Genomic DNA, 19143 nt, shown 5'->3' with positions numbered 1-19143 from the left:
GCAGGTGCTCGTCAGGGATGAGGTGCGACGGCAGTGGACACCGGATCGAGGAAGATCAGTTGCAGCGGCTCCGCCAACAACGAGTCGGCCTGCTCGGCAAAGCGCTGGAAGTGGGCAGTGGCCAGGTGCGTGTCCAGGGCCTGCTGGTTGTCGAACGCCTCGCGCATATAGAACGCCCCGGGCTCATCGCTGCGCTCGAACAGCATGTACTCGCGGTTGCCGGGTTCCGCCCGGGTCGGCTCGATCAAGGCCAGCAAGGCCGCTTTCAGCGACGCGGCCTGGCCTGGCTTGGCCTTGAGGATGGCAAGGGAAACGAGGGGATGGTCTTGTTGGTTCATATCAAGCTCCTGATCAGTTGCGGATACCTTGAAAAGACTGGCTTCAGAAGCCTTCCAGAACGATCTTGCCGCGAGACTTGCCACTCTCGACCAGCGCATGGGCACGGCGCATGTTGGCGGCATTGATGGCACCGAAATGCTCGCCCAGGGTGGTGCGCAGGATGCCCTGGTCGATCAGCCCGGCCACCCGTTCGAGCAGCTCGTGCTGGCGCAGCATGTCGTCGGTCTGGTACAGCGAGCGGGTGAACATCAACTCCCAGTGCAGCGACAGCGACTTGCGCTTGAGCGGCATGACATCCAGGGTCTGCGGGTCGTCGATCACCCCCAGGCGACCTTGTGGCCGCAGCACCTCGACCAGTTGCGCGAAGTGCTGCTCGGTATGGGTGAGGCTGGCGACATGGCTGACCGACTCGATCCCCTGGGCCTGCAGTTGCCCCTTCAGCGGCGCGCTGTGATCGATGACGTGATGGGCGCCCAGTTCGCGCACCCAGTCGGCGGTCTCGGCGCGGGAGGCCGTGCCGATGACCGTCAGGCGGGTCAGTTGCCGGGCCAGTTGCACCAGCATCGAACCGACACCGCCGGCGGCGCCGACGATCAGCAGGGCATCGCCCTCCCCGCCGCCTTCGACCAGACCTAGGCGGTCGAACAGCAACTCCCAGGCGGTAATGGCCGTCAGCGGCAGCGCTGCCGCCTGCGCCGCATCCAGGCTGCGCGGTTGGTGCCCGACGATGCGTTCGTCGACCAGGTGATATTCGCTGTAGCTGCCGGGCCTGGCGATGGAGCCGGCGTAGTACACCTGGTCGCCTGGCTTGAACAGGGTCACCTGGGGGCCGACTTCACGGACGATACCGGCCGCGTCCCAGCCGAGTATTTTCGGCTCAGACGTGAAAGTGCCGGCGCGCACCTTGGTGTCGACGGGGTTGACCGACACGGCCTTGACCTCCACCAGGATGTCCCTGGGCCCTGGACTAGGCCTGGGCATAAAGATGTCCTGAAGGGACGCAGGGTCTTCGATGGGCAGGCCGTTCTGGGTGTAACCGATCGCTTTCATAGGCACTCGCTGCTGGATATGGTTTGATTCGTAAATCCAGTCTGGCGTGTCCGGTACTTTGGAAAAACGGGCTGAGCCCGTGAACACTTTCATTTCAGGAGTGAAAATGATCCGTCTCGACGACCTGGGCATCTTTGTGCGTAGCGCCGCGTTGGGCAGCTTTACCGCAGCCGCCCACGAAGCCGACCTGCTGCCCGGCCAGGCGGCCGAGGCAGTCAAGCGCCTGGAGCGTGAGCTGGATGTACGGCTGTTTGCCCGCACCACGCGCAGCCTGCGCCTGACGGCCGAGGGCGAGCAGTACCTACCCTCGGCCCTGGCTGCCCTGGAAGCGCTCCGGCAAGGGCGGGACAACCTGCAACGGGAAAGCGCCCAGCTAAGCGGAACGTTGCAGGTGGCCGCGCCGTCTGACCTGGGGCGCAACGTGCTGTTGCCCTGGCTTACGGCGTTTCGCCGCGAGCACCCACAGTTGAACCTGCGCCTGTTTCTCTCCGACCAGATCGCCGACCTGTTCCGCGACCCGGTGGATATCGCCATCCGCTACGGCCTGAATGCCGACGCCAACTACATCGCCCTGCCACTGGCACCGTGGAACCGCAAGGTGCTGGTGGCCTCGCCCGAGTACCTGGCGCGGCAAGGCACGCTGCACACGCCCGAGGCGCTGCGCGAGCACCAGTGCCTGCTGTACATGCAACAGGGCCGGGTATACGACAAGTGGCAACTGGGGACGCAGACCGTGCAGGTGCGCGGCGCCCTGTTCTGCGACGATGCCGATATCGCCCGGCGCTGGGCCGTGGCGGGCGAAGGGATCACCTACAAGTCCTGGCTGGATGTGAGCGACGACGTATTGGCGGGGCGGCTCGTCGTGCTGTTGCAGGATCACCCCGGGCCGACCATGCCGCTGAGCCTGGTGTGCCCGCACCGCAAGCAGTTGTCGCCTGCGGTGAAACAGCTGCACGCCTGGTTGTCGAGCCGTTTCACCGCGCTCGAACGCTACTGATCAGCCTGCCGGCAGCACGCGTTGGATAGCCGATACCACCTGCTGTGTCGCCTCTTCCAGAGTGCCTTCATTACGGCACAAGACCCAACCATGATCAGTAACGGCTTGCTCGAAAGCTTGCGTGCAGGCCACGTGCTCCTGCAGTTCATGCATCACGGTACTGCCCAAGCCACGCGTGCGCGCCGCTGCCCTGTCCCAGGATATTTCAGCGTCGGTGACAACGCCCACATGCAAGTCCGGCACCCGCACACCACGTTCGATGTTCAGCCGTAGGATCTCGGTAAACGGCACCAGCCGGCGAAACGCGGCATCGGACGGGTACCAGCGATCGATCAGGATGATGCTGTCCTTGGGCTGCCGGGCCAGCACATGCTGGGAAATCCAGGCCCGGCTGTGCGCAAGACGCTCACAGACCTTCATCTCCAGGTCCCGGCAGGGGTCCCTGACGAACTGGTTGACCAGGACCATGGTTTCGCCCCGATAGGGATCGCTTTTCTTCTCGCTGATGCGGATCACCTTCCGGTTGTCCGCTCTCAGCGCCTGGGTGACGGACTCCAGCAGCGTGGTCTTGCCGGTGCCCTTGGGCCCGTCCAGGGAAATGAACAGCGAACGATTCATGCGTCACACAACGATTGGTTTCCTTCATCGACAGGCATTGGCTTACATCAGGCAGTAGAACTCGCTGACCTCTGCGACGATCTCCCGGGCGGCATTGTACAGCCTCGCCTCAGGTGTGAGGGCCATGGAGCGGGCTTCAAGCAGATAGCGCTGACCGGCCTGGAAATGGGCGTAGTCGAGGGTCAGATAGCATTGGCGGACGGTGGTGCCGCCCATCATGCTCAACCCGCCTCCGCCACTGGTTTCGTAGTCGAACCTGACGACCAGCTCATGGCTGCCGGGAGTGACCTGGAAGAAACGGCCCTCCTCCAGGCGCTGCTTGTCCAGGCGTTCGGCCAGCAGGACGCGGTCGTTGGGGAATGGTAGCGAGAGATCGACCCAGGCCATCTCGGGGTTGGCGGCTGGCATGGGGGCCTGGCAGCCGGGGATGACGGTGATCAGCAACAGCAGTAGCAGCCGGCGCATGGTGAGTGGTCCTTGGGGCATGATTCAAGGATAGCGCCGGGGCGTCGGGCTGTTAATCGCCAGGTTCGGGATCAGGGACTAGCGGTAACTGCGTGGGAGCGGGCTTGCAACCAGGCGGGGAATAAAACTCAGGCCCGCCGGGCAACGCCCGCACAGGCCTGAGGAAGGGAAAACTGTCGGATGTTACGGGCTACAGGCTCTCGTCGAGGAACTTCACCACCGTCCCCATGCACGCCACCCGCTCTTCCACATGGGGCATGTGGCTCGAATTCTCGAACAACGCCCAACGGATGCCCGGGATCAGGTCAAGGTACGGCTTGACCACCAGCGGCGTTGCCTCGTCATAGCGCCCGGAGATCAGCAGGCTCGGCACGTTGATCTGCGGCAGGCGGTCGACGATGGTCCAGTCCTTGGTGCTGCCGATGATATGGAACTCGTTCGGCCCGGTCATGGCGTGGTACACGGTCGGGTCGGCCTCCACCTGGGCGAAGGTGCGTGCCACCTCTTCCGGCCAGGGCTTGAGCCGGCACACGTGGCGATCGTAGAACACCCGGGTGGCGGCGATGTAGTCGGCCGCGGTGTAGTCGCCCACGGCCTCGTGGCGCAACAGGGTGTCCTGGACCTCCTTGGGCAGCTCTTCGCGCAGGCGGTTGGCCTCGCGCACCCAGGTGCGCATGTCCGCCGGCGAGTTGGCGATCACCAGGCAACGCAGGCCCCGTGGCCGGCGCACCGCGTGCTCGCTGGCAAGCATGCCGCCCCAGGATTGGCCCAGCAGCGCGTAGCGCTCGCTGATGCCCAGATGCTCCAGCAGGTTGTCGAGTTCCTCGAGGAACAACTTGACCGTCCAGAACGACGCCGGCTTCTGCGGCAGGTGGGTCGAGCGGCCATTGCCCAACTGGTCGTAGTGAATGACCGGATAGCCCCCGGCCGCGACGTCCTTGTAGGCGTCGACATAATCAAAGGTGCAACCCGGGCCACCGTGCAGGATGACCAGCGGGGTGCGGCCGCAATCCAGGTCACCGGTGACGCGGTACCAGGTCTGGTAGTCGCCGAAAGGGGCAAAACCTTCACGCGATTGGGTGAGTTCCATGTCATCCGGCTCCGTGCGAATCATGGAGCACACAATAACCCTACGCGTGGCGCGGCATAACTAGAGAGTTCTCTAGGTTTTCGACCTTTTTTGTTTCTTCATTGATCCAACAGCCGGTAATGCACGGCCCGTGCGACTGCCTGGACACGGTTTTTCGCCCCCAGCTTGTGCATGGCCGAGGTCAGGTGCAGGGAAATCGTCGCCAGCGAACGGTTGAGCTTTTCTGCGATCTCACCCGCCGTCAGGCCTTCGGCGGCCCAGCGCAGGCACTCGACCTCGCGGCGGGTGAGGCGGATGGCGCGGGTGGCGGACGCCTTGGCCAGCAAGGGATAGGCCGCCTCCTGCAGGGCATGGGCGATCAGGCTGAAATCGCCCAGGTGTTCCCGGGCGTCGTCCAGGTCGCGTTGGCTGGCCTGGGGGCGCAGGCCGGTCAGGGTCGCCAGCCCGCCGCGGGGCAGGTGGATGGGCACGGTCACGCCGCAGGTCAGCTGCGCGTCGTGCAGGTAGCCGACCACCGGGGCGTGGCGCTGGTCGATGTGGCGCTGCAGGACGGTCTCGCCCTTGGGCAGGTAGGACCAGACGAAGGGCGCGATAGAGGACACGGCCACCTGCTGTACCGGGTCGATCTGGTAGAAACCCTCGGAGCACCACAGGTCCTGCCAGTCCTTCGGGGTCTGGCGCAGCCGGACCACGCTCGGGGTGATCAGCTCGCCGACATGATCCAGCGGCACCGGGCTGTAGTCGTACACCAGGGCATCGAAGCCCAGTTGCGCCGCCAGCTCGGCAACGCTGTCCATCTGTTCGTCGAGGCTGTTGTCCGACGCCAGACGGGCATTGAGTTCAGCCATCTTGGCCTGCATACCTGACACTCCCTGTGATTCCTTTTGGATTTCCATCTCGAAGTCCGGCACGTAGAATGCCACGGCTTGGCGCGGGACTGCCATACGAAACCTATAGGAAACACTAGCTTGTAGGCGACGAAAACTCCTGCGCTAGTTACAGCTGCAAGCCATGGCCAACAGGAGAGTAGCGATGTGGCGTGAGGTACAACCTGACCAGCAGTTCAACGTATCGGTCGATGGCCACAATCTCGTGGTGTACAGCTTTGGTGAAGGGGACGAGGTGCTGCTGTGCCTCAATGGCGGTCCGGGGCTGCCCTGCGACTACCTGCGCGACGCCCATGCCTGGCTCAAGGACAAGGGTATCCGCGTGGTCGCCTTCGACCAGCTGGGCACCGGCGCCTCCGATCGTCCCGATGACGACAGCCTGTGGAACATCACCCGCTATGTGGCCGAGGTCGAGCAGGTGCGCCAAGCCCTGGACCTGGGCCGTGTGCACATGCTGGGGCATTCCTGGGGCGGTTGGCTGGCGATCGAGTACGCCATTCATCACCCGCAGTCGCTGAAAAGTCTGATTCTCGAGAATACCGTCGGCGACATTCCGCACCTGATCACCGAGCTGGAACGCCTGCGCGGCGCCCTGGGCAGCGAAACGGTGGCGATGATGCAGCGCCACGAGGCCATGGGTACCCTCAACCACCCGCAGTACCAGGCCGCCATCACCCTGCTCAACTACCGCCACGTCTGCCGGCTCGATGAATGGCCGGCGCCGATCCAGCGTTCGCTGGGCGACTGGAACATGGGCCCCTACACCACCATGCAGGGCCCCAACGAGTTCCTCTATATCGGCAACCTCAAGGACTGGAACCGCCTCGAACAGATGGGCGCGTTCCGCATGCCGGTGCTGATCACCACCGGCCAGCACGACGAACTGACCCCGGCCTGCGCCATGCGCATGAAACTGGCACTGCACGGGCGTGCCGAGCTGCACGTGTTCCCCAACAGCAGCCATATGCCGTTCTACGAAGAGCCCCAGGCCTATTTCCCGGTGTTGCTGGACTTCCTGCAACGCAACCGGGGCTGATCGATGAGCCTGGCCCGCTACCGGTTCGTCCTCATCCGTCCATTGCAACTGCTGCCGGTGCTGCTGGGCATCAGCATCATCACCTTCGTGCTGGTGCGCTCGATCCCGGGCGATCCGGCGCGGGTGCTGCTGGGCGCGCGCAGCACCCCGGACGCGATCCAGAAGATCCGCGCCCAGTTCGGCCTGGACGAGCCGATCTGGGTGCAGTACCTGTACTTCCTGAAGAACCTGCTCAATGGCGATCTGGGCAAGTCGCTGCTGTACAAGGTCGACGCCCTGCCGCTGATCGCCAGTCGCATCGAGCCGACCCTGATGCTGGTGCTGGGCAGCGTCGCCCTGGCGCTGTTGATCGCCGTGCCGCTGGCCATTCTCGCCGCCCGCAGCAAGGGCGGCTGGGCCGACAACCTGATCCGCCTGTTCACCACTGCCGGCCTCGGCTTGCCTGCCTTCTGGCTGGGCTTGATGCTGATCCTGCTGTTCAGCGTGCACTGGGGGCTGTTCCCGGTGTCCGGCTATGGCCGCACCTGGGCCGAGAAGCTGCATCATCTGGTGCTGCCCTGCCTGACCATCGCCCTGGCGCTGTCGGCGGTGCTGGTGCGCAACCTGCGCGCCAGTATCCTGCTGGAAATGCAGGCCGACCATGTCACCGCCGCCCGTGCTCGGGGGCTGGGCGAAGGGGCGATCCTGCACCGGCATGTCCTGCCCAACTCCATGGTGCCGACCATCAACCTGCTGGCGGTCAACATCGGCTGGCTGATCAGCGGCACGGTGGTGATCGAGAGCCTGTTCTCGCTGCCGGGCGTCGGCCAGCTGCTGGTGCGCGGCATCTTCACCCGCGATTACATGGTGGTCCAGGGCGTGGCCATGGTGCTGGCCTGCGCCACGGTGGCGGTGAACTTCCTCGCCGACGTGGCGACCACCGTCCTCGATCCACGGGTGAAGATCCAATGAGCGCCACCTTCGCCCTGCGCGCGCGCCTGTCCTGGAACCTCGGCGATGGCCGCCTGACCCTGTACTTCGGCCTGGCCATCGTCCTCGGCTGGTGCCTGCTGGCGCTGTTCGCGCCGTGGGTTGCGCCGTTCGATCCGTTGCTGCAGAACGGCGACCTGCGCCTGGCCGCGCCCAGCCTGGCGCACCCCTTCGGCACCGACAACTTTGGCCGTGACGTGCTCTCGCGGGTGATCTGGGGCGCCCGTGTCGACCTGCAGATGGCCTTGATCGGCGTGATCTTCCCGTTCCTGCTCGGCACCTGCATCGGCGCGGTGTCCGGTTACGTCGGCGGGTGGCTGGACAACGCCTGCATGCGCCTGATCGACATCGTCCTGGCCTTTCCGTTCCTGGTGCTGATGCTATCGATCATGGCCATTCTCGGCCCGGGCCTGGGCAGCTTCTACATCGCCATGGCGCTGGTCGGCTGGGTGTCCTATGCACGGCTGATCCGCTCGCAGATCCTCGTGCTCAAGCAGAGCGACTTCGCCCTGGCTGCCAGGAGCCTGGGTTTCAGTCACCGACGCACATTGTTCGGCCACCTGCTGCCCAACGCGCTGTTCGGCTCGGTGGTGTTCTGCATGTCGGATGCCGTGCTGGTGCTGCTCAACGGCGCCGCTGTCAGCTACCTGGGCCTCGGCGTGCAACCGCCGACCCCGGAATGGGGCACCATGGTCGCCGAAGGGCAGAGCTTCATCACCAGCGCCTGGTGGATCTGCACCTTCCCGGGCCTGGCAGTGGTGACCCTGGCCATGGGCTTCAGCCTGCTGGCCGACGGTGTCGCCGAACGCCTGGGAGACCGCTCATGACCCAGCCCCTGCTCCAGGTTCGCGGCCTGAGCGTCATCGCCCGCGCCGGCCAACGGGATATCACCCTGGTCGATCGACTGTCCTTCGACCTTGGCGAAGGCGAGATCCTCGGCCTGGTGGGCGAAAGCGGCTCGGGTAAGACCCTGGCCTGCCGGGGCCTGATGCGCCTGCTGCCGGCGCCGAACCTGCGGGTCGAGGGCCAGGCCGTGCGCCTGGCGGGCCATGACCTGCTGCAGTTGGACGAAGCCGGCATGCGCCGCCTGCGTGGCCGTGAGCTGGGGATGATCTTCCAGAACCCCAGCAGCCACCTGGACCCGCTGATGCGCATCGGCGAGCAGATCGCCGAGGGCATCCGCCTGCACCAGGGTGCTTCGCGTCGCGAGGCCCGGGCCGAGGCCATCGAGGTGCTGCGCCAGGTCGGTATCCCCGACCCGAAGTCCAGGGTCGACAACTACCCCCACGAGTTTTCCGGCGGCATGCGCCAACGGGCGATGATCGCCGTGGCCCTGGGCTGCAACCCCAAGGTGCTGATCGCTGACGAGCCGACCACGGCCCTGGATGTCACCGTGCAGGCGCAGATCCTGCGCCTGCTGCTGGAGCTGCGCGACCGCCGCAGCCTGTCGATGATTCTGATCAGCCACGACCTGGGCGTGGTGGCGCAGACCTGCGACAGCATTGCCGTGATGTACGCCGGGCGCCTCTGTGAGCACGGCGCCAAGCACGAGATGCTGGCCCGGCCCCAGCATCCCTACAGCGCCGGGCTGCTGGCTTGCCATCCTGCGGCGCAGCCCGAGGCATTACGCATGACCACCATCGCCGGGCAGCCTCCGCTGCTTGATGACCTGCCGCCAGGCTGTCGTTTCGAATCGCGTTGCCCACAGGCCATGCCGCTCTGCCGACAACAATTGCCCGAACTGCTGGAGGCAAGCCCCGGCCACCGCCTGGCCTGCCATACCCCGCTGCTGGCCGGAGGCCTGTCATGACCCCGTTGTTGCAGGTCAAGGACCTGCAGGTGCAGTTTCCCGCCGCCGGCAGCGGCCTGCTCAACCTGCGCCCACGCAAGGTCAGCGCGGTCAACGGTGCCTCGCTGAACCTCGCCGCTGGCGAAACCCTGGGCCTGGTGGGCGAGTCGGGCTGCGGCAAGAGCACCCTGGCCCGGGCCATCCTCCAGCTCACCCCGAGCTGCGGCGGCCAGGTGCTGTTCGACGGCACCGACATGAACCAGGGCAACCCGGCGGATATCGCCCGCCTGCGCCGCGAGACCGCGATGATCTTCCAGGACCCGTACAGCGCGCTCAATCCACGCCAGCGCATCGGCCAGATCCTCGCCGAGGTGCTACAGGTGCAGCGCAAGGTGCCTACCGCGCAGATTCCGGCCCGGGTCGGCGAACTGCTCGAGCTGGTCGGCCTGCGCGCCGAGCTGGCCGAGCGGCGTCCCGGTTCGCTGAGCGGTGGCCAGTGCCAGCGGGTCGGCATCGCCCGGGCCCTGGCCGTCGACCCCCGGCTGATCGTCGCTGACGAATGCGTCGCCGCGCTGGACGTGTCGATCCAGGGGCAGATCATCAACCTGCTGCTGGAGCTGCGCGAGCGCATGGGCCTGGCGCTGCTGTTCATCACCCACGACCTGGGCGTGGTTCGCCGCCTGTGCGACCGGGTGGCGGTGATGTACCTGGGGCAGATCGTCGAGGAAGGCCCGGTGCACGAGGTCTTTACCGCCCCGCGCCACCCCTACACCGCCGCGCTGATCCAGTCCATCGCCGACATCGACCCGGCCCGACGCCTGCCGCAGGACCCGCTGGCCGGCGAGCCGCCGAGCCCGCTGAACCTGCCCTCCGGCTGCGCCTTCCATCCGCGTTGCCGGCATGCGCTGCCCGGTTGCAGCGACACCGCGCCACCCGAGCATATCCAGGGCGCCCGGCGCCACGCCTGCGTGCATCCGCAACTGCCCTGCTGACTTCACCACCATGACCATCAAACGGAGCTTGAGCATGAAACCCGCCGCATTGAAACTTCTCACCGCCGCCATACTGGCCGCCAGCACCCTGGCCAGCGGCATGGCCCAGGCAGCCGGCGTGCTGACCATCGGCTGCCGTGAGGAAAGCACCACCTTCGACCCGATCAAGAGCGCGCAGAACCGCGACAGCTGGGTGTTCGCCAACGTCTACGACGTACTGATCCGCGTCGACAACAGCGGCACCCGGCTGGTGCCGGGCCTGGCCGAAAGCTGGAAGGTCTCCGACGACGGCCTGACCTACACCTTCAAGATGCGCAACGCCAAGTTCTCCGACGGCTCGCCGATCACCGCCGAGGACGCCGCCTTCTCCCTGCTGCGTATCCGCGACAACCCGGGTTCGCTCTGGGCCGACTCGTACAAGATCATCGACACCGCCAAGGCCGCCGACCCGCATACCCTCGTGGTGACCCTGCACAGCAAGTCGGTGCCGTTCCTGGCCCAGCTCGCCACCGCCAATATCTCGATCCTGTCGAAAAAGGCCATGGACAAGCTCGGCGAGGAGGAATACGCACAGAACCCGGTAGTGTCCGGGGCCTTCAAACTCAAGGAATGGTTACGGGGCGACCGGGTGATCCTGGAGAAGAACCCGGAGTTCTGGCAGGCCGACAAGGTCAGCCTGGATGGCGTGGAGTGGATCTCCATCCCGGATGACCGCACGCGCATGATGAAGGTCCAGGCCGGCGAACTGGACTCGGCGATCTTTGTGCCGTTCACCCAGGTGGACGAGCTGCAGAAGGACAAGAAGATCACCATCCATATCGACCCCTCGACCCGTGAAGACCACCTGCTGATCAACCACTCCAAGGGCCTACTGGGCAAACAGGAAGTGCGCGAGGCGATCGACCTGGCGATCGACAAGAAGGCACTGGTGGACACCGTGACCTTCGGCCACGGCGAAATGGCCTACTCGTATATTCCCAAGGGCGCGCTCTACCACAACGCCAACAACCCGCAACGCCCGTTCGACCCGGCCAAGGCCCGCGAGCTGCTGAAAAAAGCCGGCGCCGAGGGACTGAAGGTCAACTACGTGGTCAACGCCGGCAACGAGGCCGACGAGCAGATCGCCGTGCTGGTGCAGAAGCAACTGGCCGACGTCGGCATCACCGCCAACCTGCAGAAGGTCGACCCGACCCAGAGCTGGCAGATGCTGGTCGACGGCGACTACGACCTGTCGGTGATGTACTGGACCAACGACGTGCTCGACCCGGACCAGAAGACCACCTTCGTGCTGGGCCACGACACCAACATGAACTACATGACCCGCTACCACAACGACAAGGTCAAGGACCTGGTGGCCGCGGCCCGGGTGGAAACCGACCCGATCAAGCGCAAGCAGATGTATGAGGATCTGCAGAAGCTGGCCAAGCAGGACGTGCACTGGATCGACCTGTACTACAGCCCGTACATCAACATCTCGCGCAGCAATATCCAGAACTTCCTGCAGAACCCGCTGGGGCGTTTCACCCTGGAGGAGACGGTGAAGCTGGAGCCCGGCCAGAAGACCGCGCAGAACTGACGGCGGTTAATCGAGCGCCGCCCTCGCGGCGCTCGATCTCATTTCAAGCCTTTGCCTTGCGCCGCCGCATCCAAGCCCAGGCAACCCCCGCCAGCACCACCAACCCCACCGGCAGCACCTGCGCCTTGTACGGCCGCAACGCCGTGCGCACGCTGTCCAGCTTCTCGGTCAGGTAGCGTTTGTTGGCCTGGTCGAACCGGGGCTCTTCGCATTGCTTGCCGAAATCCTCCGCCCACTGCACGAACGGCCCTTGCTGCACGTAGCGCCTGTACAGCGCGCTTTCCTGTTCGCTGCCGGGCACCCATCCGGCCGCCGTGCACAGCACCGCGGCAAAGGCCTGGCTGCTGTGTGGCAACTGGTCAGCGGCCTGGTTGGCCAGGTCGGCGGCGACATAGCGGTAGTGGAATCGCTGATCGGGCTTGGCCTCGGTCGCCCGTTGGCGCTGCACCTCGCCAGCGGCCAGGAAAGGCCCTGGCTTCACCTCGGCATTACCGAGGCTGTAGCCACCGCCCAGCCAGGCATAGTCGGGGGCCATTTCATAACCGAGAATCTCCATGCCCGCGCTGCGCGCCAGGCTTGCCGCAGCGTACAGAGCCTCGGCGCGGCCGGTGGGGGTCCAGCGCGAGACGGCATCCTGGCGGTGCTGGCCGTAGGCCTTGGCGTCGGCCTGCAACTGTGGCGTGGCGAAGTAGCCGGGTGCTTCGTCATAGCGCCCCTCGCGCAGCAGGCGTCGACCCAGCAGCTCGCGCAGCTGTGTCGCCACTGGGCGCGGCACGTAACCGCCCTCTTCCACCTTGGGCGCTGGCGGTGCCGGCACATGGGCATCGACATAGCCTTTGAGCTCATCCAGGGTCAGCACGCGGTCGGCCACGCTGGCCGTGTCCTGCCAGTAGATCTCCTGGCTGCGGTACAGCAGGTCGAAGGCTTGCAGGTAGTCTCCACGCTCAAGGGCCAGGATCGCGCCCTCGCCCTCTACCCGGCAGCCGGGCTTCACGCTTTCGTAGTCCCAATCGGGTGTCTGTCGAGAACCCCACGACTCTTCGCGGGGGAATGCGGCGGCGGCCTTGGCATAGGCAGCCGCAGCCTGGGTCTTGTCGCCGTCGCGCAAGGCCAGCTTGGCGCGCAGCCACCAGGCAAGTCCGGTGTCGCCTGCCTGCTGCAGATAGCTTCTGGTCGCGGCATAGTTGCCTTGCTGGTAGGTCAACGCAGCCAGGCGGTCGGCGTCTTCCAGCTTGCCGCCGACACTGGCCTGCAGCAACGCGGGCAGGCGCCGGGCCTGGGTTGGCGGCTGACCGTCGTAGTCCCAGCCGACATGGCTGAGCAGGTAGGCGGTGAGCAGCTTGCGCGGCATTGGCTGCGCCAGCAGCGCCTTCAGTTGCTCATCCGGCAGGCTCACCAGTTCGTCGGCAAGCTGCCTGAGCGAGCTGTAGCCGCTGCCCGAGCCCAGACGGCTCTGGCTGGCATACAGCTGGATGGCGCTGTTCCAGTCGCCGGCGAGCTTGGCCAGACGGGCCTCCTCACCAAGGCTGGCCACCCCGAGCTCTAACGGGTCGCTGAAGCCTTCGGCGCTGAGCGTGCGGGCCTGGTGGAAAGCTTCGCGCGCCTGGGCTTGCAGGGCCTGCGGTGTCTGTTGCGGATCATCGCTGGCCTCGAAGCTGCGGGCCATCAAGGCCCGCCCCAACGAGTAGGCCGCCCAGGTGCTGCGCAGCTTGCGCTGTTCAGCAGGCAGGGCCAGCACCTTGGCGAAGTAGCCCGCCGCCAGGGCGTGATCGTCGCTGTCGAAAGCCACCGCGCCGGCAATGTACAGGCGCAGTTCATCCGGCAGTTCGGCGCCCTGCTCCAGCACTTGTTGTGGATCCTCCAGGGCACGCAGTTGCGCGACCTTCTCGCGCAGCGATTCCGGTAGTTCGCTGGCCTCGATACGGCTGCGCTGCTCACGATAAGGCCGGTCGTTGTCGTCACTGTCCCAGTAAGGGGTCAGGGTCATCTCGGTGGTGGGCTTGAGGCCTGCCAGCTGCTCGCCGAGGCGATTCACCTCGAAGCCGAAATTGCCCTCCGGCAGCTCGGCCAGGGTCTGCGCCCGGTCGTCCAGCAGGCGCATCGGGAAGTCCGGGCCACAGGCCAGCGCCGTGCCGACCGGCACGCTCAGGGACAGGCACAGCAGGCGTCGGGGCCAGTCAGGGGTAGACATTCCATGCTCCTTGTTCGATTCCATGGCAGCGCGCCCAACCGAGGACGCGCTGGCCGCCAGCGGCCACACGCACGCTGGACTGGCGGTTGAAGACGAGGTGTTGCGGGGATTGCTGCAGGCGGTAGCCGTTGAGCCCATCCGCGGCGTCGCAGGATTCGACGTTCAGTTCCACCCGCGCGGGTACCGGCAGGTCGAGATTGCCGGCGTTGACCAGGCTGATGTCATAAAGCCCGGGCTGCCCGGACAGCTCGACACGCCACTGACTGGCGAGCGCGTCGCCGCGCGCCACCGCCTTCAGGGTGGTCAGGCTCCAGGCCCGGCGGTCGCCGGGCAACGGCAGGCGGAACCAGATAAGCCCGGCCAAGTGCGCGGGCGGCTTGTCCCGCAGTTGCCTGCCCAGGTCCGCCAGTTGCTGCGGATCGGCCAGCAGCTCGCGGCGCTCGCCGGCACGGTTAAGCGGGGTTTCGCTTTCCACCACCGGCGTACCGCCGGTGTCCGGCAGCAGCGCGACGCCGTAGGCGGGCAAGGCCAGGTAGAACGGTCTGTCGCTGACGCGACTCCAGCGCTCGGCCCAGCTCTTTGCTTGGTTCGGATCGAACAGACCCCGCCGTGGATCGCTCACCGCATGCACCTGCAGCACGCTGCTGTCCACCGCCTGCAACAGCGCCGGCAGGTGCGGGCTGTCGAGCCAGGCCGGCAGCGCGGTGATGCTCAGTTTCACGCCCGGCGGCAGTTGCTCGCGCAGTTTCAGGAGGAATTCTGTGTAGCCCGGCAGGCGGGCGCTGCCGCTGTCGTGGTCGATTTCGAGCCCGCTTGGGGCCAAGCCAGCAGCCTGCCAGTCGGCCAGCAATTGGGCGATCTGGGTGCCGGCCTGCTGCAGGTCGAGCGCGGGTAGCTGACCGTCAAGACGCACCACGGCGATCACCGGGCGACCATCGGTCCTGAGCTTGGGCAGGCCGACCAGCGCCCTGCTCCAGCCGGCCTTGGGCTGGGCCTGCAAGGCCAGCACTCGCAGGGTGGAGAAGTCGGCGCGACTTTCGGCCAGGGCCTGTTCATGGGCCGGTCGCCACTGGCGTTGCCAGATGTAGAGCTGCTGGTCGAGAGGCGGTGCAGGTTCGGGCTGGCAGCCGGTTAGCGTTGCGAGAGCGAAACCGGCGAAAAGGCGGCGCAGGAGCGAGATGGCGGGCATACAGTCCTTTGTTCAGCACTACGGGGTGCCCTTGCAAAGGGCAGATTCTACCTGAGTAGAGTACCTCGACGACACATTCCCGCAGAGGAAAACCACCGCTCAAGCGAATGGAGCGAAGTCATGGCGGATACATGGATATCAACGGGTACCAGAGAGTCCTGCCTGGACAAGGTAATCATGCGTTACTAGCGTTATGCCATGCATCGTACCTCTACGCCGACTGATCAGCCGAGGGCGCACCATACATGCACGCCCTACCGAGATGCATCGCCCGTCAATGTTATCCACTCATTGAGGAAAGGACTCATGGCGAACTCATGGCCAAGCCAGATCAAGCACATCGTTGTGCTGATGATGGAGAACCGCTCGTTCGATCATCTGCTGGGGGATTTCAAGTCCATCAATCCGCTTTGCGAAGGCGTGGACCGCAAGGCTTTGCGAAGCAATGAGCTGCTGCCGGCGAGCGGTGGGGCTCCGATGACCATTACCCAGGCCGCAGAACAGCCCAATGACTTCAGTCTTTGGGCACCGCCGCCCTATCTACCTGTCGCTGAAGGTGCGAAACGCGAAGGTGTGGACCTCGGCCATGAATACGAGGATGTGGTCAAACAACTCACCGACGGGTACTCACTCGATCTTTCAGCTCCGGCCATGCATGGTTTTGCCCAGAACGCCTATGAGAAGGCCAGGAAAGATCTCAAGGTTTACAAAGTCCATGCACATTCCATGGCCGAGCGGGCGATGAACTTCATACCCTTCGCTACCAATCCAATCAACGATCCGCTGCCTGCCATTCAGGGACTGGCCCGGAACTTCACCGTATGTGACCGCTGGTTCTGCTCCGTACCGGGGCCGACCTGGCCCAATCGCTTTTTTGCCATGCTCGGCAGTTGCCATGGACGCGTCCTCATGCCCGGCGAGGGAACCATGCTTGCCGGCATCAAGAGCCTGATCGCCCAGTTTGGCGAGGACAGCATCTTTTCCCTGCTCAAGGAGCATGGTCACGATGCACGCATCTACTCGAACGGCAAGGTTCCACTCGCGACCCTGGTCAAGGAGGGACTGCGCCACGCCTCTATTACACGTTTCAAGCAAGAGATCGAGGCAGACGATCTGCCAGCACTGGCATGGATCGAGCCAAGCTACGGGCTCCTTTACGACACTTTGGGACCGAACAACTCGCATCACCCTTCCGAAGACTTGCGTATTGGCGATCAGTTCATTGCAGAGGTGTTCAACGCATTGCTGGACAAGCCGAAAGTCTGGGAAAAGACCCTGTTCGTGCTGCTTTATGACGAGCACGGTGGATTCTACGATCATGTGATACCGCCTCAGACGCTCGCTCCGGATGACCAGCCTGCGGATGTATCCTGGACTGGCATGTCTCCATTCACTCGACTGGGTGTACGCGTGCCAGCGATTCTGGCCTCTCCCTGGCTGCAGCCCGGACTGGTGCCTTGGAGTGCCGGCATCCAGGATGAACACTACGACCACACCAGTTTGCTGGCCTTCCTGTGTGATCATTTCAAGTTGCCGCGCCAGAGATTGGGTGCCCGCGTCACCCAGGCGAAGCATTTTGGTCAGGCGCCAATCTGGCGAAAGGCGCCAGTGGTCAACAAGTCGTTCAAGCTCGCCATAACCCCCGACCCTACCTACACCGTTCCCCCCAAGGTGGAGACCGGCCTTGCCACCAGCATCCGTCAAGTGCTGGATACCACCCTGGCCTATTTCGATGGCCAAAATCTGGAGCAGACCTGGAAAGACAGCGCCAAGCCAGCCAGGCCAACCCTTGCCCGTGGCGAGCGGGCATTGTCGAGCCCGGACCGGCTGGAGGCCAAGCTTCGTCGCTTGCAGGACCTGATGCTCAACGCGAGCCATCCGCCTTTCATGTCGACCGGACGCAGAGACACTCGGGATGGGCAGTTCAGGGGCGAGAGCGGGCGATTGCGAGTGCTTTGCCTGCATGGGGTCGGCCATGGTGACGCCACCCAGGACGAGTGGACTTCCGAGCCCGGTTGGCAAGGGCAGTGGCGCTCCGCGATCAGTGTCAACCTTGAGCGTAATGGCCGTGGCATCGCAGCTGAAGACATTGTGTTCATGCGTTACGACGACCTGTTTGGAAAAGGGCCGGACAGCGCCCAGATTGCTCGCGGACTGGCCATGCTGCTGGACGAGACCAGTGAATGGAGAGGTGCGCAAACGCGTTCTTGGGGTATCTCCGTCAACAACATACTGCGCTGGACTGTCGGTATGACGGTCCAGTGGCTGGAGGATGCGACATTACGCACACAACTGTGTGAACGCTTGCTGGACTGCATAGAGCAGGTCCAGCCCCAGATCATTCTTGCCCATAGCCTGGGCAGTCTGATCTGCTATGACGCTTTTCGACGTGCCGTCGCCAAGCCTGGCGCCAAGCTGGATACCATCGATGGTCGGGTTTTCGTGAGTTTCGGCTCGCAGATCGCTCATCCGATCGTCATGCGCGAAGTCTGGGGCGGCCGTGTCATGCGTTTGCATGAGAACGGTCGAGGCATCCGCCGCTGGTACCATCTGTACAACCCCAATGATCGTGTTTTCACTCGTCGTGTCACTTCGCCGGACTCCGCGCGGATAGATCTGACCACGGAGTTCGAAATTCCACTGCGCAGCGACTTGCTTGATCTCGATCATGCTGGCGCTGCTTATCTTGCCGATGACACCAGCCAGAAAGACTTGTGGCCTCAGCTTGCTCGTGGATCCGTGGCGACCAGGGCTCTGGAAATGCCGGTGTTCCTTTCCCGTAGTGGCCAGCGCAAACGTCGGGCGTTGATCGTCGGGATCAATGAATATCCAGACCCTGAGATGCGACTCAACGGCTGCATCAACGATACGTATCTGATCAGCAGCATGCTCCAGGAGAGCGGTTATGACGCCGCCGATATTCGTCTGCTGCATGACAACCGCGCCACTCGCGCCAATTTCGAGGAGCGCCTCGAGTGGCTGGTTGAAGGCACTCGCTCCGGTGATGAACGCCTCATCTTCTACTCCGGTCATGGCGCTCGTCTGCCGGCTAGCAACACCAGCCGCGAAGCGGACCGCATGGATGAAACATTGGTCCTGTACGATTTCGACTGGAATGATCCTTCCAGCTACTTCACCGACAAACGCTTCCGTCAGTTCTACAGCCACTTGCCCTTCTCGCCTGATGGCAATGGGGCTCGACTTAGCGTGATTTTCGACTGCTGCTACGCCAGTGGTATGACCCGTGGCAATGGCCGCGTGCGCGGCATCACGGCGCCCAACGATATCCGCCATCGCGCACTGCAATGGGACGAGGGATCCAGGGAATGGGATGAACGTCCCTACGCCTGGGATGAAGGTTATCGGGACTTCACTCAGCAGACCGACAAGGCGGGGCATCTGCTTCAGCGCCAGCGACGCTCCCAAGGCAGCGCCATCGATCTGCGCTCTGATGATGTAAGGCTGCTCCAGCGTCAAGGGCGTCTCTATGGTCATCATGGTCCGTACCTGCCCTTGCTGCTCTTTGCCGCGATGGAAAATCAGAAGGCGAGTGAGTACGAAGCCGGTGCGGCCAGCTATGGTGCCTTTACCTATTCTCTTGTCGAGCAGTTGCGTAGGGTCAGGGGTTCTGCACACCCCCCTACTTTTGACAAGTTGCTCGATAGCGTCAGCGTGGCACTGGCAGCGCGATCCCCCGGTCAGACTCCCGAACTTGTGGGGCCAAAGAGTATTCGCAGCTTGCCCTGTCCATGGCTGAGAGCCTAGCGCTGTTGGCTTTCACCAACGCAGGAGTACCTATGCATCAAGAAACGCGAGAGATTCCCGCACCTTTCGAGGGATGGCGCCTGTGTGGGCACTGTATGGGGCATGGCACCTGCAGCGCAGGGAGGAATGGTAATAGTTGCTATAGCTGCAATAAACATGCAGATGAGGAGGATTCACAGAGCGAGAGATA

16 protein-coding genes are annotated in these 19143 nt (G+C 64.3%); 8 read left to right on the top strand and 8 right to left on the bottom strand.

What is annotated here, in order from left to right:
* Positions 1-11 precede the first annotated feature (11 nt).
* Both V0R62_RS02140 and V0R62_RS02135 read right to left on the bottom strand, forming a co-directional pair.
* On the bottom strand, positions 12-338 hold the full coding sequence (locus V0R62_RS02140; RefSeq protein WP_330102525.1) for a putative quinol monooxygenase: 327 nt from the start codon (positions 336-338) through the stop codon (positions 12-14).
* 43 nt (positions 339-381) lie between these two features.
* Complete coding sequence (locus V0R62_RS02135; RefSeq protein WP_330102524.1) at positions 382-1389, bottom strand: zinc-binding alcohol dehydrogenase family protein; 1008 nt, start codon at positions 1387-1389, stop codon at positions 382-384.
* 106 nt (positions 1390-1495) lie between these two features.
* Here V0R62_RS02135 and V0R62_RS02130 point away from each other — a divergent pair, with 106 nt between their 5' ends.
* Complete coding sequence (locus V0R62_RS02130; RefSeq protein WP_330102523.1) at positions 1496-2386, top strand: LysR family transcriptional regulator; 891 nt, start codon at positions 1496-1498, stop codon at positions 2384-2386.
* Here the strand turns inward: V0R62_RS02130 and V0R62_RS02125 are convergent, their stop codons facing one another.
* The 4 genes from V0R62_RS02125 to V0R62_RS02110 all read right to left on the bottom strand — a co-directional run bounded on the left by V0R62_RS02125 (position 2387) and on the right by V0R62_RS02110 (position 5419).
* Positions 2387-3004 carry a dTMP kinase gene (locus V0R62_RS02125; RefSeq protein WP_330102522.1) on the bottom strand — a complete coding sequence of 206 codons (618 nt, stop codon included), beginning with the start codon at positions 3002-3004 and terminating at the stop codon, positions 2387-2389. It abuts the gene before it with no gap.
* A gap of 42 nt (positions 3005-3046) precedes the next feature.
* Positions 3047-3469 carry a PA0061/PA0062 family lipoprotein gene (locus V0R62_RS02120; protein WP_330102521.1) on the bottom strand — a complete coding sequence of 141 codons (423 nt, stop codon included), beginning with the start codon at positions 3467-3469 and terminating at the stop codon, positions 3047-3049.
* Between the two features lie 190 nt (positions 3470-3659).
* The gene (locus V0R62_RS02115) at positions 3660-4559 is read right to left on the bottom strand and encodes a proline iminopeptidase-family hydrolase (protein ID WP_330102520.1); all 900 of its coding nucleotides are present in this window, start codon (positions 4557-4559) and stop codon (positions 3660-3662) included.
* A gap of 98 nt (positions 4560-4657) precedes the next feature.
* Entirely contained in the window at positions 4658-5419 is a 762-nt protein-coding gene (locus tag V0R62_RS02110) for a LuxR family transcriptional regulator (protein WP_330102519.1), read from the bottom strand.
* A gap of 172 nt (positions 5420-5591) precedes the next feature.
* Between V0R62_RS02110 and V0R62_RS02105 the strand changes: the two genes are divergently transcribed.
* Genes V0R62_RS02105 through V0R62_RS02080 form a run of 6 tightly spaced genes read left to right on the top strand, consistent with a single transcriptional unit; the run spans position 5592 to position 11808 of the window.
* A complete protein-coding gene (locus V0R62_RS02105; RefSeq protein ID WP_330102518.1) occupies positions 5592-6482 on the top strand; it encodes a proline iminopeptidase-family hydrolase in 891 nt (296 codons plus the stop codon).
* A gap of 3 nt (positions 6483-6485) precedes the next feature.
* Positions 6486-7433, top strand: coding sequence for an ABC transporter permease (locus V0R62_RS02100; protein ID WP_330102517.1), 948 nt, complete (start codon positions 6486-6488; stop codon positions 7431-7433).
* The gene (locus V0R62_RS02095) at positions 7430-8278 is read left to right on the top strand and encodes an ABC transporter permease (RefSeq protein WP_330102516.1); all 849 of its coding nucleotides are present in this window, start codon (positions 7430-7432) and stop codon (positions 8276-8278) included. The genes V0R62_RS02100 and V0R62_RS02095 overlap by 4 nt, the downstream gene beginning before the upstream one ends.
* Positions 8275-9261 (top strand): ABC transporter ATP-binding protein, encoded by a 987-nt coding sequence (locus tag V0R62_RS02090; protein WP_330102515.1) that lies wholly within the window; start codon positions 8275-8277, stop codon positions 9259-9261. Before V0R62_RS02095 ends, V0R62_RS02090 begins: the two co-directional genes overlap by 4 nt.
* Positions 9258-10232: an ABC transporter ATP-binding protein gene (locus V0R62_RS02085; protein WP_330102514.1), complete on the top strand. Its 975-nt coding sequence runs from the start codon at positions 9258-9260 to the stop codon at positions 10230-10232. The genes V0R62_RS02090 and V0R62_RS02085 overlap by 4 nt, the downstream gene beginning before the upstream one ends.
* 34 nt (positions 10233-10266) lie before the next feature.
* On the top strand, positions 10267-11808 hold the full coding sequence (locus V0R62_RS02080; protein WP_330102513.1) for an ABC transporter substrate-binding protein: 1542 nt from the start codon (positions 10267-10269) through the stop codon (positions 11806-11808).
* A gap of 43 nt (positions 11809-11851) precedes the next feature.
* Here V0R62_RS02080 and V0R62_RS02075 read toward each other — a convergent pair whose 3' ends face one another.
* The gene (locus tag V0R62_RS02075; protein WP_330102512.1) at positions 11852-13999 is read right to left on the bottom strand and encodes a hypothetical protein; all 2148 of its coding nucleotides are present in this window, start codon (positions 13997-13999) and stop codon (positions 11852-11854) included.
* On the bottom strand, positions 13986-15179 hold the full coding sequence (locus tag V0R62_RS02070) for a DUF3142 domain-containing protein (protein WP_408005620.1): 1194 nt from the start codon (positions 15177-15179) through the stop codon (positions 13986-13988). Before V0R62_RS02070 ends, V0R62_RS02075 begins: the two co-directional genes overlap by 14 nt.
* Positions 15180-15494: 315 nt before the next feature.
* On the opposite strand from V0R62_RS02070, the gene V0R62_RS02065 reads away from it, so the two are divergent.
* Positions 15495-18953 (top strand): alkaline phosphatase family protein, encoded by a 3459-nt coding sequence (locus tag V0R62_RS02065; protein ID WP_330102510.1) that lies wholly within the window; start codon positions 15495-15497, stop codon positions 18951-18953.
* Positions 18954-19143 lie beyond the last annotated feature (190 nt).

The organism is Pseudomonas carassii (assembly GCF_036324045.1).
GTDB classification, from domain to species: domain Bacteria; phylum Pseudomonadota; class Gammaproteobacteria; order Pseudomonadales; family Pseudomonadaceae; genus Aquipseudomonas; species Aquipseudomonas peradeniyensis.
This window is presented reverse-complemented; position numbering and strand designations above follow the sequence as displayed.

Bases quoted from the DNA above. Each gene is read 5' to 3' on its own strand.
- V0R62_RS02140 (WP_330102525.1), bottom strand. From the start codon at position 338: ATGAACCAACAAGACCATCCCCTCGTTTCCCTTGCCATCCTCAAGGCC.
- V0R62_RS02135 (WP_330102524.1), bottom strand. From the start codon at position 1,389: ATGAAAGCGATCGGTTACACCCAGAACGGCCTGCCCATCGAAGACCCT.
- V0R62_RS02130 (WP_330102523.1), top strand. From the start codon at position 1,496: ATGATCCGTCTCGACGACCTGGGCATCTTTGTGCGTAGCGCCGCGTTG.
- V0R62_RS02125 (WP_330102522.1), bottom strand. From the start codon at position 3,004: ATGAATCGTTCGCTGTTCATTTCCCTGGACGGGCCCAAGGGCACCGGC.
- V0R62_RS02120 (WP_330102521.1), bottom strand. From the start codon at position 3,469: ATGCGCCGGCTGCTACTGCTGTTGCTGATCACCGTCATCCCCGGCTGC.
- V0R62_RS02115 (WP_330102520.1), bottom strand. From the start codon at position 4,559: ATGGAACTCACCCAATCGCGTGAAGGTTTTGCCCCTTTCGGCGACTAC.
- V0R62_RS02110 (WP_330102519.1), bottom strand. From the start codon at position 5,419: ATGCAGGCCAAGATGGCTGAACTCAATGCCCGTCTGGCGTCGGACAAC.
- V0R62_RS02105 (WP_330102518.1), top strand. From the start codon at position 5,592: ATGTGGCGTGAGGTACAACCTGACCAGCAGTTCAACGTATCGGTCGAT.
- V0R62_RS02100 (WP_330102517.1), top strand. From the start codon at position 6,486: ATGAGCCTGGCCCGCTACCGGTTCGTCCTCATCCGTCCATTGCAACTG.
- V0R62_RS02095 (WP_330102516.1), top strand. From the start codon at position 7,430: ATGAGCGCCACCTTCGCCCTGCGCGCGCGCCTGTCCTGGAACCTCGGC.
- V0R62_RS02090 (WP_330102515.1), top strand. From the start codon at position 8,275: ATGACCCAGCCCCTGCTCCAGGTTCGCGGCCTGAGCGTCATCGCCCGC.
- V0R62_RS02085 (WP_330102514.1), top strand. From the start codon at position 9,258: ATGACCCCGTTGTTGCAGGTCAAGGACCTGCAGGTGCAGTTTCCCGCC.
- V0R62_RS02080 (WP_330102513.1), top strand. From the start codon at position 10,267: ATGAAACCCGCCGCATTGAAACTTCTCACCGCCGCCATACTGGCCGCC.
- V0R62_RS02075 (WP_330102512.1), bottom strand. From the start codon at position 13,999: ATGTCTACCCCTGACTGGCCCCGACGCCTGCTGTGCCTGTCCCTGAGC.
- V0R62_RS02065 (WP_330102510.1), top strand. From the start codon at position 15,495: ATGGCGAACTCATGGCCAAGCCAGATCAAGCACATCGTTGTGCTGATG.